12 protein-coding genes are annotated in these 14,555 nt (G+C 73.3%); 3 read left to right on the forward strand and 9 right to left on the reverse strand.

Going from position 1 to position 14,555, the window contains the following annotated elements; translation table 11 throughout:
• Positions 1–7: 7 nt before the first annotated feature.
• Complete coding sequence (locus tag ACZ50K_RS21340; RefSeq protein WP_468905243.1) at positions 8–1,099, reverse strand: aminotransferase class III-fold pyridoxal phosphate-dependent enzyme; 1,092 nt, start codon at positions 1,097–1,099, stop codon at positions 8–10.
• Between the two features lie 243 nt (positions 1,100–1,342).
• Here ACZ50K_RS21340 and ACZ50K_RS21345 point away from each other — a divergent pair, with 243 nt between their 5' ends.
• Positions 1,343–2,515, forward strand: coding sequence for a trypsin-like serine peptidase (locus tag ACZ50K_RS21345; RefSeq protein ID WP_468905246.1), 1,173 nt, complete (start codon positions 1,343–1,345; stop codon positions 2,513–2,515).
• Between the two features lie 88 nt (positions 2,516–2,603).
• Here ACZ50K_RS21345 and hflX read toward each other — a convergent pair whose 3' ends face one another.
• From hflX to miaA, 6 genes are all read right to left on the reverse strand, one after another.
• Positions 2,604–4,091 carry a GTPase HflX gene (gene hflX / locus ACZ50K_RS21350; protein ID WP_468905249.1) on the reverse strand — a complete coding sequence of 496 codons (1,488 nt, stop codon included), beginning with the start codon at positions 4,089–4,091 and terminating at the stop codon, positions 2,604–2,606.
• A gap of 121 nt (positions 4,092–4,212) precedes the next feature.
• Entirely contained in the window at positions 4,213–5,694 is a 1,482-nt protein-coding gene (locus ACZ50K_RS21355) for a M1 family metallopeptidase (RefSeq protein ID WP_468905252.1), read from the reverse strand.
• Between the two features lie 111 nt (positions 5,695–5,805).
• Complete coding sequence (locus ACZ50K_RS21360; protein WP_468905254.1) at positions 5,806–7,896, reverse strand: RelA/SpoT family protein; 2,091 nt, start codon at positions 7,894–7,896, stop codon at positions 5,806–5,808.
• A 140-nt stretch (positions 7,897–8,036) separates the two neighbouring features.
• Complete coding sequence (gene dapF / locus ACZ50K_RS21365; protein ID WP_468905257.1) at positions 8,037–8,909, reverse strand: diaminopimelate epimerase; 873 nt, start codon at positions 8,907–8,909, stop codon at positions 8,037–8,039.
• 102 nt (positions 8,910–9,011) lie between these two features.
• A complete protein-coding gene (locus ACZ50K_RS21370) occupies positions 9,012–9,536 on the reverse strand; it encodes a hypothetical protein (RefSeq protein ID WP_468905384.1) in 525 nt (174 codons plus the stop codon).
• 131 nt (positions 9,537–9,667) lie between these two features.
• Positions 9,668–10,606: a tRNA (adenosine(37)-N6)-dimethylallyltransferase MiaA gene (gene miaA, locus ACZ50K_RS21375; protein WP_468905259.1), complete on the reverse strand. Its 939-nt coding sequence runs from the start codon at positions 10,604–10,606 to the stop codon at positions 9,668–9,670.
• A 227-nt stretch (positions 10,607–10,833) separates the two neighbouring features.
• Here miaA and ACZ50K_RS21380 point away from each other — a divergent pair, with 227 nt between their 5' ends.
• Entirely contained in the window at positions 10,834–11,085 is a 252-nt protein-coding gene (locus ACZ50K_RS21380) for an antitoxin (protein WP_468905262.1), read from the forward strand.
• A 78-nt stretch (positions 11,086–11,163) separates the two neighbouring features.
• Here ACZ50K_RS21380 and ACZ50K_RS21385 read toward each other — a convergent pair whose 3' ends face one another.
• Both ACZ50K_RS21385 and miaB read right to left on the reverse strand, forming a co-directional pair.
• Entirely contained in the window at positions 11,164–11,886 is a 723-nt protein-coding gene (locus ACZ50K_RS21385; protein WP_468905265.1) for a class III extradiol ring-cleavage dioxygenase family protein, read from the reverse strand.
• A gap of 48 nt (positions 11,887–11,934) precedes the next feature.
• Positions 11,935–13,446, reverse strand: a complete 1,512-nt coding sequence (gene miaB, locus ACZ50K_RS21390) for a tRNA (N6-isopentenyl adenosine(37)-C2)-methylthiotransferase MiaB (protein ID WP_468905267.1) — start codon at positions 13,444–13,446, stop codon at positions 11,935–11,937.
• Positions 13,447–13,540: 94 nt separating this feature from the next.
• Here miaB and ACZ50K_RS21395 point away from each other — a divergent pair, with 94 nt between their 5' ends.
• Positions 13,541–14,545, forward strand: coding sequence for a TAXI family TRAP transporter solute-binding subunit (locus tag ACZ50K_RS21395; RefSeq protein WP_468905270.1), 1,005 nt, complete (start codon positions 13,541–13,543; stop codon positions 14,543–14,545).
• Positions 14,546–14,555: the final 10 nt, after the last annotated feature.

The raw sequence follows: 14,555 nt of genomic DNA on the forward strand, positions 1-14,555 counted from the left end.
GGAGTGGTCAGTGGGGCCGGGTTCTTTCGGCGGTGGCCACCGCCTCGGCGAGCCGGTCCAGGACGGCCGTGGCCTGTCCGTCGGTGAGGGTGAGCGGCGGCAGCAGGTGGAGGTCGGCACCGTGGCGGCCGCCGGTCCCGACGATCAGGCCGCGGTCCAGGCATTCCTGGCGGACCGCGGCGGCGAGGTCGGGGGCGGGGGTCCGGTCGCCGTCCGCCGGGTCGAGGAGTTCGAGGCCGATCATCAGTCCGCGGCCCCGGACCCGCCCGATGCAGGGGTGGGAGGTGGCCAGTGAGCGGAGGGCGGTGAGCAGTCGGTCGCCGAGGGCGGCGGCGCGGTCGGCGAGCCGGTGGGCGCGGACGTGGGCGAGGGTGGCCGTGCCCGCGGCCATGGCCAGCTGGTTGGCGCGGAAGGGTGCTCCCGGGCCGGTGTGCTCGGGGGTGTCCAGGGCGGAGCGGTAGACCAGGGCGGCCAGCGGGAGGCTTCCGCCGATGGCGTGGGAGAGGACCATGACGTCGGGGGTCACCGCGGCGTGGTCGACGCTCCAGAAGGCGCCGGTGCGGCCCACCCCGGTGCGGGATTCGTCGACGATCAGCGGGGTGCCGCGGGCCTCGGTGACCGCGCGGATCCGGCGGAGCCGGTCGTCGGGCAGGGGCAGCATGCCGTCCTCGGCCCGGACGGTCTCGACGAGTGTCCCGGGCGGTCCGGTCCGGTCTGCTCCCATGGCGGTGCGGACCAGGGCGAGGGCGGCGGGGACGGCGTCGCCCTCGGCCGGTCCGCAGAACCGGACGCGGGCGTCGGCGGCGAGCCCGGGCGGCAGGCCGGCGAGGAGTTCGGCGGTGAAGGCGTCCTGGACCGGGGTGGTGAGGCCGCAGGCCTGGAGGGGGGCGCCCGAGTCCAGGACTCCGCGGATGGCTTCGAGGACCACGGGGTGGTTGTGGCCGAGGGGCAGGGTGCCGGATCCGGAGAGGCAGTCGAGATAGCGGCGGCCGTCGGCGCCTTCGATGGTCAGTCCGCGGGCCCGGACGGGTACGACCGGAAGGGAGCGGGCGTAGGTGCGGGCGGCCGCCGCTGCGGCCTGTTCGGTCGGCACGGCCACGGCTGTCGGTCCTCCCGCGCGATGGGTTCCGGTCGGCTGCGCGGGGATGGCGGTTCGAACATGAACGCTGCCCCCGCTTCCCCCGTACGTACCAACGACGGTGTCCGCGGGGGATCACGGGTAGTCGCAAGATCCTTGGCGGAACCGTGGACCCGCTCCGTGCCGTCCCCAACGGCATCGGCATAGTGGGGGCTTGCACTTCGCGTCCCGGAACTTCTCGATCACCCATGGGGGATTCACAACATGCGACCGATGCGACCGGTCACCGCCGTACTCTGCGCGGCGGCGCTCACGCTCACGGCCGCGGCCTGCGGGCCGGGCGACGACGAGGCGGGCGGTGACACCAATCCCACCGTGTCGGCGAGCGTCCCCTCCGGGTCCGACGGGCTCAAGATCCCGGACCAGTGGAAGGAGAAGCTCAAGGAGCGCGGCATCGACCTGGACAAGTGGAAGGGCGGTGAGTGGAAGAACTGGAAGAAGGAGGACTGGCTGCGCGAGGCCGAGGACTACGTCAACCCGATCATCGAGGACCTGTGGGACCCCGACCGGATGCGGGACGCGCAGAAGCCCGAGCGCGGCGGCGCCGACCCCGATCTGGGCAAGGACCAGGGGGTCACCGACCCCACTCCGGCCGCCGTTCCGGCGAAGTCCGTGGCCGCGCCGTACCACGAGCGGGTTCCGCAGGCCGGGAAGGTGTTCTTCGACGGCCCCGAGGGCTCGATGGTCTGCTCGGCGACCGTGGTGAAGGACCCGGCGCACCCGGGCAAGTCCAACATGGTGTGGACCGCCGGGCACTGTGTGCACGCCGGCGCCAAGGGCGGCTGGTACCGCAACATCGCCTTCGTGCCCTCCTACAACGACTCCGCCAAGTCCTCGGCCCAGCTGAAGGGGGCGAGCCGTGACGAGGTCGCCCCGTACGGCGTGTGGTGGAGCGACTGGGCCCAGACCTCGGACCAGTGGATCGCCACGGGTGGTCCGACGGGTGGCGCGGGCGCCCCGTACGACTTCGCGGTGCTGCATGTGACCCCGGAGAAGGGGTCCTCCAAGTCCCTTGAGGAGACGGTCGGTTCGGCGCTGCCGGTGGAGTTCGCGGCGCCCTCGGTGCCGAAGATCTCCAAGATGACGGCGACGGGTTACCCGGCGGCCGAGCCGTTCGACGGCCAGCGGGCCTTCCAGTGCTCGGACAAGCCGGGCCGGCTGTCGCTGAACCGGACGGATCCGGTGATGTACCGCATCGGCTGCACCATGACCGGCGGGTCCTCGGGTGGCGGCTGGGTCGCCAAGGGGTCCGACGGTGAGCCCGCACTGGTGTCGAACACCTCGATCGGACCGGCCAAGGCGACCTGGCTGGCCGGACCGCGGCTGGGCAAGGAGGCGAAGGGCATCTTCGACGCCGTCAGCCGCAAGTTCAAGTAGCCGCCCTCGGGCGGACGCACGAAGGGGTGTGGCCCCCGCCGGTAGGGCGGGGGCCACACCCCTTCGTGCTGTGCCGTGCCGTCCTCGGTCAGCGGGCCGCCGGAACGTACGGAGCGAGGTCCGCCGCCAGTTCCTGGTGGACCCTGGCCTTGAGCAGGGTGCCCTCCGCGGTGTGCTCCTCGGAGATCACCTCGCCCTCGGCGTGCGCCCGGGCCACGAGCGAGCCGCGGGTGTAGGGCACCAGCGCCTCGATCTCGACCGCGGGCCGCGGGAGCTCGGTGTCGATCAGCGCGAGGAGCTCCTCGATGCCCCGCCCGGTGCGGGCGGACACGGCGATGGAGTGCCGCTCGATGCGCAGCAGCCGCTGCAGGACCAGCGGGTCCGCGGCGTCCGCCTTGTTGATCACCACGATCTCCGGCACGTTGACCGCGCCGACCTCGCGGATGACCTCGCGCACGGCCGCCAGCTGCTCCTCCGGCGCCGGGTGCGATCCGTCGACGATGTGCAGGATGAGGTCGGAGTCCCCGACCTCCTCCATGGTCGAGCGGAAGGCCTCGACGAGGTGGTGCGGCAGGTGCCGGACGAAGCCGACGGTGTCGGCCAGGGTGTAGACCCGGCCGGTCGGGGTCTCGGCCCGGCGCACGGTCGGGTCGAGGGTGGCGAACAGGGCGTTCTCCACCAGCACGCCCGCGCCGGTGAGCCGGTTGAGCAGGGAGGACTTGCCGGCGTTGGTGTAGCCGGCGATGGCGACCGAGGGCACCTTGTTGCGCTTGCGTTCCTGGCGCTTGAGGTCGCGGCCGGTCTTCATCTCCGCGATCTCCCGGCGCATCTTCGCCATCTTCTCGCGGATCCGGCGCCGGTCCGTCTCGATCTTGGTCTCACCCGGGCCTCGGGTGGCCATGCCGCCACCGCCGCCGCCACCCATCTGCCGGGACAGCGACTGGCCCCAGCCGCGCAGTCGCGGCAGCATGTACTGCATCTGCGCGAGCGCGACCTGCGCCTTGCCCTCGCGGGACTTGGCGTGCTGGGCGAAGATGTCGAGGATCAGGGCGGTCCGGTCGACCACCTTGACCTTGACCACGTCTTCGAGGGCGATCAGCTGGCCGGGGCTGAGCTCACCGTCGCAGACGACGGTGTCGGCGCCGGTCTCGACGACGATGTCGCGGAGCTCCCGGGCCTTGCCGGAACCGATGAAGGTGGCCGGGTCGGGCTTGTCGCGGCGCTGGATGACGCCGTCGAGCACGAGGGCTCCGGCGGTCTCCGCGAGGGCGGCGAGCTCGGCGAGCGAGTTGTCGGCGTCCTGCACGGTTCCCGAGGTCCAGACCCCGACGAGCACCACGCGCTCCAGGCGGAGCTGGCGGTACTCGACCTCGGTGACGTCTTCGAGTTCGGTGGAGAGTCCGACGACGCGCCTCAGGGCCGCGCGGTCGGAGCGCTCCAGCTGGTCGCCGTCCCGTGCTCCGTCGATCTCGTGGCTCCAGGCGACGTCCTCTTCCATCAGGGCATCGGCCCGGAGGCTCTCATTGAAGCTCTGCGCGTCCCGCGCGTCCTGGGAAGGGGAAGAAGAGGAGGTCATTGGATCCTTACGTCGATACGAATGGTGTACGGGTACAACGTGTCACACCGGCCGGGGATTCCCGGCGCCGCCGGACGGGCCGGCCGGACCGCTCGATGGTGACATGCCCGTTCCGGGCGCGTCACACCCTTTTCGGGGTGCCGGTGGCCGGAGCGGGGGCTCCGCTCCAGTCGGGGTGGCCGGGCATGGGCGGGGTGGTGGTGCCGTACAGCCAGGGGTTCAGGAAGGCGGTGAGGTCCCGGCCGGCCTCCTGGGAGGCGAGCCTGACGAAGTCCTCGGTGCCGGCCACGGAGTCGGCGTACTCGGTGACCCAGCGTCGCTGGACGCGGTCGAAGGCGGGCGTGCCGATCTCCTGCCGGAGGGCGTAGAGGATCAGCGCGGAGCCGTCGTAGACCACCGGCCGGAAGAGGCTGATCTTCTTGCCGGGCTCGGGCCCCTTGGGGGAGGCGGGCGGGCCGCCGGCCGCCCGCCACTGGTCGGAGCGCTGGTAGGCCTCGCGCATCCGGCGCTCCAGCGGGTACTTGCCGAGCCCGTCGGCGTACAGGGCCTCGTACCAGGTGGCGTGGCCCTCGTTGAGCCAGAGGTCGGACCAGGTGCGGGGGCTGACGCTGTCGCCGAACCACTGGTGGGCGAGTTCGTGGACCATCACGGACTCCACGTACCACTCGGGGTAGCCGGCGCCGGTGAAGAGGCCGCGTTCGAAGAGGGAGAGGGTCTGGGTCTCCAGCTCGAAGCCGGTGGTGGCGCGGGCGACCAGGATCCCGTAGTTCTCGAAGGGGTAGCGGCCGACGCGTTCCTCCATCCACTCCAGGTGGTGGGGGGTCTTCTTCAGCCAGGGGTCGAGGCGCTCGCGGTCGGCGGCGGGGACCACGTCGCGCAGCGGCAGGCCGTGCGGGCCGGTGTGGTGGACCACGGCGGAGTCGCCGATGGAGACCTGGGCGAGCTCGGTGGCCATGGGGTGGCGGGTGCGGTACGTCCAGGTGGTGTCGGTCCCGGCGGCGCGGCCCGCGGCACGGTGGGGCGGGGCGAGGGGCAGGCCGTTCGCGACGGCGGTCAGCCCGTTCGGGGCGGTGATCCGGAAGGTGAAGTAGGCCTTGTCGGCGGGGTGGTCGTTGCAGGGGAAGACGCGGTGCGCGGCGTCGGCCTGGTTGGCCATGGCCAGCCCGTCCTCGGTGGGGACCCAGCCGCCGTCGCCGCGGCCGCGCGGGTCGCTGGTGTGCCGGATGGTGATGCGCAGCGGGGCGTGTTCGGCGAGGGGCCGGGCCGGGGTGAGGACGATGTCCTCCCCGCTGCTCTCGAAGCGGGCGGGTTCCCCGTTGACCTGCGCGGACCGCACGGTGCCGTGGGTGAAGTCCAGGTTGATCCGGTCCAGGGCGCGCAGGGTGCGGGCGTCGATGACGGTGACGGCGTCGAGCGGGGTGCGGTTGTCCCGGTAGGCGAGGGACAGGTCGTAGGCGAGGACGTCGTATCCGGGGTTGCCGAGTTCCGGGAAGAGGCGGTCGCCGATGCCGAGGGCCGGGGGTGTGGGCAGGACGGCGGCGACGAGGGTGAGGGAGGCCGTGGCGAGCAGGGCGGCGCGCAGGCGGGGGGAGGTGAGGCGCATCCCCTACGCGATACCAGGAGCGGCCGTTCGGGTGGGGGCGGCGCGGCGGCGGGCGACCCGGGCCCACCCGAACGGGGCGGGGCCGGGCCGCCCCGCCCGGGGCCGGCGGGGTCAGGCCCGGGCGACGTCGTAGACCCCCGGGACGTCCCGCATGGCCCGCATCAGGGTGGGCAGGACGGTCGCGTCGGGCAGTTGGAGGGTGTAGCGGTGCCGGACCCGCTGCTCGTCGGGGGGGTCCACGGTGGCGGAGACGATGTCGACGCCCTCCCGGGAGATGGCCTCGGTGAGGTCGGCGAGGAGGTGGGGGCGGCCGAACGATTCGGCGACCAGGGTGACCCGGCAGTCGGCGGTGGCCCGCCAGTGCACGGCGACGGAGGTCCGGCCCAGGGAGCGCATCTGGGCGACGGCGGTGCAGGTCACCCGGTGGACGGTGACGGCGCCGCCGCGGACGACGAATCCGGCGACGGCGTCCGGCGGGACGGGGGTGCAGCAGCCGGCCAGCCGGACGGGGGCGTCGGGCAGGTCGGCGACGGCGTTCCCGCCGCCGCCGCGGGCCCCGACCACGGAGAGCGGGGCCCGGGGGGCCGCCGGGTCGGGCCGTCCGCCGTCCGGATGGGACTGGAGCCAGCCGCTGATGGCGATCCGGGCGGCCTGGGTGTGCGCGTGGTCCAGCCAGTCGGGGGCGGGCCCGGAGGAGGCGTCCTGGGCCAGCAGCAGTTGGACGGTGTCCCCGTCGGCGAGCGGGCTGGAGAGGGAGGTGAGGCGCCCGTTGACCCGGGCGCCGATACAGCCGTGGGCGGCCTCGCCGTGCTGGGCGTAGGCCGCGTCGATACAGGTGGCTCCGGCGGGCAGGCCGAGGCGGCCGGCCCCGTCGGCGGTGAGGACGGTGATCTCCCGGTCCTGGGCGAGTTCGGCGCGCAGGGAGCTCCAGAAGGTGTCGGCGTCGGGGGCGGACTGCTGCCAGTCGAGGAGCCGGGAGAGCCAGCCGGGGCGGGTCGGGTCCACGCGTTCCTCGTCGGCGTCGCCGGACACGGCGGCCGCGGCGGCGGCACCGGCCTCGGTGAGGGAGTACGGGTTGCCGAGGGCGACCACGCCGGCTTCCGCGACCCGGTGCATCTGGCGGGTGCGGACGATGACCTCGGCGACCTCGCCGCCGGCGGTGGCGACGGCGGTGTGGAGGGATTGGTAGAGGTTGAACTTGGGTACCGCGATGAAGTCCTTGAACTCGGAGACCACCGGGGTGAAGCAGGTGTGGAGTTCGCCGAGCACCCCGTAGCAGTCGGCGTTCTCGCCGACCAGGATCAGCAGCCGGCCGAAGTCGGAGCCGCGCAGTTCCCCGCGTTTGAGGGAGATGCGGTGGACGGAGACGAAGTGGCGGGGCCGGATGTGGACCTCGGCGGGGATGCCGGCCTCGCGCAGCACGGCCCGGACGGACTCGGCGACCGCGGGCAGCGGGTCGGCGGTCCCGGAGTGGGCGGCGATCAGGGCGCGGGTGTGCTCGTACTCCTCGGGGTGCAGGATCGCGAAGACCAGGTCCTCCAGTTCGGTCTTCAGGGCCTGCACGCCGAGGCGTTCGGCGAGCGGGATGAGGACGTCCCGGGTGACCTTGGCGATGCGGGCCTGTTTCTCGGGGCGCATCACCCCGAGGGTGCGCATGTTGTGGAGGCGGTCGGCGAGTTTGATCGACATCACGCGGACGTCGTTGCCGGTGGCGACGAGCATCTTGCGGAAGGTCTCGGGTTCGGCCGCGGCACCGTAGTCGATCTTCTCGACCTTGGTGACCCCGTCCACGATGAAACAGACCTCGGCCCCGAACTCGGCGCGCACCTGGTCGAGGGTGACCTCGGTGTCCTCGACGGTGTCGTGGAGCAGGGAGGCGGTCAGGGTGGTGGTCTCGGCGCCGAGCTCGGCGAGGATCAGGGTGACGGCGAGCGGGTGGGTGATGTACGGCTCGCCGCTCTTGCGCATCTGGCCCCGGTGCGAGGACTCGGCGAGCGTGTACGCCCGGCGGAGCACATCGAGATCGGCGTCCGGATGGTGGGCGCGATGGGCTTCGGCGACATGGCTGATGGCGTCCGGGAGTCGGTCCCGGGGGGCCGGGCCCAGCAGTGCGGCACGCCCCAGCCTGCGCAGATCCAGGCGGGTGCGGCCGCGTCTGCGCAGCTCGGGGCGTGCATCGGGGTTCGTGGCCTCTGCACTCATGGGCACCTCCGGCGGCTTCGACCGGCGGTGGTGGGCATGGGGTGAGCCCTCAGGGCCGGTGTCTGATGCTACCGACCCCACCACGTGGCGGAGTCCGGCTCTCGCTGAGCGTGAAACGGATCACCCATGAGAGGGAACCTTCAGGCGAAAACCGTTTCGTCGAGCCAGGCCGGGTCGAACTCCCCGGCGGCCACGATGACGGCGGGTCCGGTCATCTCCACGGTCCCGTCGGGGTGCTCCGTGATCACCAGCCGGCCGCCGGGGAGGTCCACCCGGTAGCTGACCGGTTCGCCGGTGCGGGCCGGGTCGGCGCCGTCCCGGCGGGCGGTGGCCACGGCCACGGCGCAGGCGCCGGTGCCGCAGGAGCGGGTCTCGCCGGAGCCGCGTTCGTGGACCCGCATGGCGACGTGGCGGGGGCCGCGGTCGACGACGAACTCGACGTTGACGCCGTCCGGGTAGGCGGCCGCGGGGCTGAACGGGGGCGCCTCGTACAGGTCGCCGGCCTCGTCGAGGGAGTCGACGAAGGCGACGGCGTGCGGGTTGCCCATGTTCACGTTGCGGGCGGGCCAGCTGCGGTCGCCGACGGAGACGGTGACCTCTCCCTCGGGGAGCAGCGCGCGGCCCATGGAGACGGTGACGAGCTCCTGCTTGTGGAGGTGGACCCGCTTGACCCCGCCGCGGGTGGCGATGGCCAGGTCGCCGGGTTCGGCGTGGCCGGCGTGGTGGAGGTAGCGGGCGAAGACGCGGACGCCGTTGCCGCACATCTCGGCCGCCGAGCCGTCGCTGTTGCGGTAGTCCATGAACCATTCGGCCTCGTCGGCCATGTGCCGGGCCTCGGGGTGGGCTGTGGAGCGTACGACGTGCAGGATGCCGTCCGCGCCGAGTCCGGCCCTGCGGTCGCAGAGGCGGGCGACGGCGGTGGGCGTCAGGTCGAGGGCGTTGTCGGGGTCCGGGAGGATGACGAAGTCGTTCTCGGTCCCGTGGCCCTTGAGGAAGGCGAGGCTGCTGGTCACGCCTTCATGGTAACGAGCGGTGGCCGGGTCCGGCCGGGGGGCGGGTCCGGTCGGGGGGGGCGGGTCCGGTCGGGCCGCGCCCCGCGCGGGCCCCGGGCGGGGTCAGCGCAGCCGGGCCACGCGCCAGACGGCGAGGGCGACCACGGCGAGGGCGATCAGGGTGTAGAGGGCGATGACCCGCCAGTCGGAGCGGATGCCGGAGCCCCGGGCGGGCAGGCCGGGCCAGGTGTAGCCGACCCGGCGGGCGGCCATCATGCCCCAGCCGCCGGCGCAGGAGCTGATCAGGAGGCCGAGCATGGCGACGAGGGCTCCGCCGTCGCCGAACTCGAAGGCGAGGGGGAAGGCGAACATCAGGGAGCCGGCGGCGGCGAGGGTGACGATGGGGGCGAGCTGCCAGATCCGCAGCCGCCGCTGGGGGCGGAGCTCGACCTCCACTGCGGGGCCGCTGAGCTCCTCGGTGCCGTCGAGGCCCTCGGTGCCGTCCGGGCCGTCGGGGGTGAGACGGGTGGGATCGGCGGGCAGGCCGAGTCCGTCCTGCGGGCCGGTTTCGTCGGCCAGGCCCCGAACCATTGGGTCCGCTTCCTGTCGGGTGTCGTCCCGCCCGGTGTCGCGAGGGCCGGCCTCCATCGCCACGTGCCCTCCCCACTCGGACTTCGTACGCCGCCGTTCACCGCCGGTGACGGCACCGTCGGAATTTGATGATGGCACGCCAGGAGCCCCGCCACGGGCGCACGGGGCGTCCCGATGCCATCACGTGATCAGGCTGTAACCGCTCGTTCGACCAACGACTGCGCGAGTCCGACCAGTTCCCCGCGGTCCTCGGCGGCGCCGCTGAGCCAGTGGACGCGCGGGTCGCGGCGGAACCAGGACTCCTGGCGGCGGGCGAACCGCTTGGTGGCGCGGACGGTCTCGGCGCGGGCCTCGGCCTCGGTGCACTCGCCGGCCAGGGCGGCCAGGACCTGCTGGTAGCCGAGGGCCCTGGAGGCGGTGACGCCTTCGCGGAGTCCGGCGGCTTCGAGGGCCCGGACCTCGTCGACCAGCCCGTCCTCCCACATCCGGTCGACCCGGACGGTGATCCGCTCGTCGAGTTCGGGGCGGCCGACGCCGACGCCGATCTGCACGCAGTCGTAGACCGACTCGTGGCCGGGGAGGTTGGCGGTGAAGGGTTTGCCGGTGAGGTCGATGACTTCGAGGGCGCGGACGATGCGGCGGCCGTTGCTGGGCAGGATGGCCGTGCCGGCGGCGGGGTCGAGGGCGGCCAGCCGGGCGTGCAGGGCGCCGGGGCCGCGCAGGGTGAGTTCGGCTTCGAGCCGGGCGCGGACCTCGGGGTCGGTGCCGGGGAACTCCATCACGTCCAGGGCGCCGCGGACGTAGAGGCCGGAGCCGCCGACCAGGACGGGGGTGCGGCCGGCGGCGAGGAGGGCGTCGATCTCGGCGCGGGCCAGCCGCTGGTACTCGGCCACGTTGGCGGTTTCGGTGACCTCCCAGATGTCGAGGAGGTGGTGCGGGACTCCGCCGCGTTCCGCGGTCGTCAGCTTGGCGGTGCCGATGTCCATCCCGCGGTAGAGCTGCATGGAGTCGGCGTTGACGACTTCGCCGTCGAAATGGCGGGCCAGGGCTACGCCCAGATCGGACTTTCCGGCCGCGGTGGGACCGACGACGGCGATGACCCGCGGGGCGGGGGCTGCACTTCTCACCGGAACAGTCTCGCAAACCCGGTGACGGCTGCCCGAACGAGTGAGGTGATGTCGCGGGCGCGGCGGGCTTCCGGTCGCCGCGGTCCTGTGACCAGGGCGGAACTCCACCCTCGCGCGTACCGTTGGAGCAGGTGGACATGGGCGCATTCGGCAGGTTTCGCCGCCGAGGCCGGCGAAGGCGCCCGTCGGTAGTCAACAGCCAAGTGACAGCCAGGAGAAGGTGACCCATGGGCCTGCTGGACAATCTCAAGGCCAAGCTCGCACCCGCCAAGGACAAGGTCGAGGGCCTCGCGCAGCAGCACGAGGGCAGGATCGGCGAAGGCCTCGACAAGGTCGCCAAGGCCGTGGACTCCAAGACCAAGGGCAAGTACAGCGACAAGATCGAGACGGGCACCGGCAAGGCCAAGGACGCCCTGGGGAAGATCGCGCACAAGGACGCCCCGGGCGACGGCCCGGCCCGGCCGCCCGCCGCTCCCTGAGACCTCCTGAGCCGCGGTGACCAGAAGGGGGGCGCGGGCCGATCGGCCCGCGCCCCCCTTCCGGTGCGCCCGGTCCCACTAGGACCAGGCGGCGACGAAGTAGCCGACCCCGTAAGGGGCGTCCTCGTAGAGCAGCCGGCCCTCCAGCCCCGCTCCCCCGCCGGCCCCGGCCAGGACCTGCCAGGGGGCCCGCCCGGCGGCCTGGAGCTGACGGGCGAGGTCCGGGTCGATGGCGGCCAGCGCGGCCGTGTCGGCGCCGCCCAGGGCGCGGGCCGCGGCGGCGTCGAAGGCCTCGGCGCGGTCGTCCAGGTAGCCGGGGGCCTTGAGGGTGCGGCAGGCGCTGCCGTCGCCGAGGACCAGCATGGCCACCCGGTCGGCGGATCCGCCGAGGTCGGCTCCCAGAACCCGGCAGCCCTCCGGTACGAGGTCTTCGGCGACGGCCACCCCGGCGACCGGGGCGGCGGCCCAGCGGGCCTGCTCCAGCAGCCAGCCGGCCACCGCGAGGGAGGCCGGGAGGCTGCCGCCGGTGGCCTCACCGGACGGCGGTTCACCGGTGGCGGGGCCGAGGGTGACGGCCAGGTCCACGCCGAAGCCCGCGAAGCTCCCGGGGGTGCCCTGGTCGTAGCCGCCGCCCTCGGCGGCCGCCCCGACGACGACCAGCAGGTCGGGGCGGGCGGCGGCGAGCACCGCGAGGGCGTCGGAGCAGGCCGCCCGGGCCTCCCTCAGCTCCTCGGCGGCGTCGGCTGCGACCGCCGGGACCAGCAGGGGCGGGGCGGGGCATACGGCTGCGGCTACGAGCATGATCCGCAGCCTAGCCGTATCGACCGGCAGGGTGCCCCGCCCGGCGGGTCAGGCCGAGGGAACGGCGCAGCCCCCGGTGGCCGCCGGCAGCGGGGCCGGGACGCCCAGCGTCGGGATGCCGAGGAGCACGCCCTGCGGCTGGGCCGGGGCGGCGTTCCGCTTCTCCCAGGCGTCGCCCGCGCGGGTGCGCCGTACGGCGGTGGTGGGGCCTTCGGCGAGCAGGTGGTGCGGGGCCGCGTAGGTGATCTCGACGGTCACCACGTCGCCGGGGCGGACCTCCGCCTCGGGCTGGGTGAAGTGGACGAGGCGGTTGTCGGGGGCGCGGCCGGAGAGCCGGAGGGTGGCACCGTCCTTGCGGCCCTCGCCCTCCGCGACCATGACCTCCAGGGTGCGGCCGACCTGCTTCTTGTTCTCCGCCCAGGAGATCTCCTCCTGGAGGGCGACCAGCCGCAGATAGCGGTCCTGGACGACCTCCTTGGGGATCTGGCCCTCCATGGTGGCGGCGGGGGTCCCGGGCCGCTTGGAGTACTGGAAGGTGAAGGCGTTCGCGAAGCGGGCCTCGCGGACGGTGTGCATGGTCTGCTGGAAGTCCTCCTCGGTCTCGCCGGGGAAGCCCACGATGATGTCGGTGGAGATGGCCGCGTGCGGGATCGCGGCGCGGACCTTCTCGATGATCCCGAGGAAGCGCTCCTGCCGGTAGGAGCGGCGCATGGCCTTGAGGATGCCGTCCGAGCCGGACTGCAGCGGCATGTGCAGCTGCGGCATCACGTTCGGGGTCTCGGCCATCGCCGCGATCACGTCGTCGGTGAAGTCGCGCGGGTGCGGGGAGGTGAACCGGACCCGCTCCAGGCCCTCGATCTGGCCGCAGGCGCGCAGCAGCTTGCTGAAGGCCTCGCGGTCGCCGAGGTCGGAGCCGTAGGCGTTGACGTTCTGGCCGAGCAGGGTGATCTCGGAGACGCCCTCGCCGACCAGCGCCTCGATCTCGGCGAGGATGTCGCCGGGACGGCGGTCCTCCTCCTTGCCGCGCAGCGCCGGGACGATGCAGAAGGTGCAGGTGTTGTTGCAGCCGACCGAGATCGACACCCAGGCCGCGTAGGCGGACTCGCGGCGGGTGGGCAGCGTGGAGGGGAAGGCCTCCAGGGACTCGGCGATCTCGATCTGCGCCTCCTCCTGGACGCGGGCGCGCTCCAGCAGGACCGGCAGCTTGCCGATGTTGTGGGTGCCGAAGACCACGTCCACCCAGGGGGCCCGGCGGACGATGGTGTCGCGGTCCTTCTGGGCCAGGCAGCCGCCGACGGCGATCTGCATGCCGGGGCGCCTGGTCTTCATCGGGGCGAGCCGGCCGAGGTTCCCGTACAGCTTGTTGTCGGCGTTCTCACGGACCGCGCAGGTGTTGAAGACGACCACGTCGGCGTCGCCGTCGGAGCCCTCGGGGGCGCGGACGTAGCCGGCGCCCTCCAGGAGGCCGGAGAGGCGTTCGGAGTCGTGCACGTTCATCTGGCACCCGTAGGTGCGCACCTCGTACGTTTTCAAAACAGCAGCCTCGCCCTCGACACTCACCCGACAAGGGTAAGGGGTGCTCCCGGGCCGCCGGTGCGAACGCCCGTCCGGTCGGACCGTGACAGGACGGCGGACGGCTGGCAGGATCGCGCGCATGTCTCTCGAACCGTCCCGGGCTCCGGGCCTCCGCAGGCGCCGTGCGCTGCGGGGGCTGTCGGCCGCCCTGGTCGTGTTCGCGCTGCTCGGCTGGTGGCTGTGGCCGTTCGGGGACTCCGAGCCGGAGGGGCCGCTGACGTTCAGCACGGGCGTGCGGACGGGCGTCTACCACCGGTACGGGGAGCTGCTGAAGGGGGCGCTGGGCCAGGACCTGCCCGGGGTGGACGTACGGCTGCTGCCCAGCGAGGGCTCGCAGGAGAACCTGGCGCGGCTGGCGGCGGGCGAGGCGGACTACACGGTGGCGACGGCCGACGCGGTGTCCAAGTACCGGCAGGACGGCAAGCCCGGCGCCGAGGGACTGCGGGGGGTGGCCCGGCTCTACGACGACTACGTGCAGCTGGTGGTGCCCGCCGGGTCCGAGGTGCAGTCGGCCCGGGACCTGAAGGGGAAGCGGGTGGCCGTCGGGCAGCCCGGTTCCGGGGTCCGGCTGATCTCGGAGCGGCTGCTGGCGGCCTCGAAACTGGATCCCCGGCGGGACGTGGAGGCGGTGTCGATAGGGATCGACACCATGCCGGCGGAGCTGGAGGCGGGCCGGATCGACGCGTTCTTCTGGTCCGGCGGGCTGCCGACGAACGCGGTGCGGGAGCTCTCGGACCGGTTCGACATCCGGCTGGTACCGCTGGGCGACCTGCTGCCCGAGCTGCAGCGGGACGGGGCGCCGGGCCGCTGGTACCGGGCGGCGGTGATGCCTCAGGACGCCTATGCCCGGGCCAGGAACACTTCGGCGGTGACCACCGTGGCCGTGCCGAACCTGCTGGTCACGACGGTGCGGACGAGTCCCGGGCTGACCGAGCGGTTCACCCGGACGGTGATCTCCAGCCGGAACGGGATCGGAGAGGTCGTGCACGCCGCGCAGCGGGTGGACCTGCGGACCGCGATCTACACCGACCCGGTGCCCCTGCACGAGGGCGCGCGCCGCTACTACCGCTCGGTCAAGCCGTAAACCCCTCCCG

The organism is Streptomyces sp. NPDC033845 (assembly GCF_055576225.1).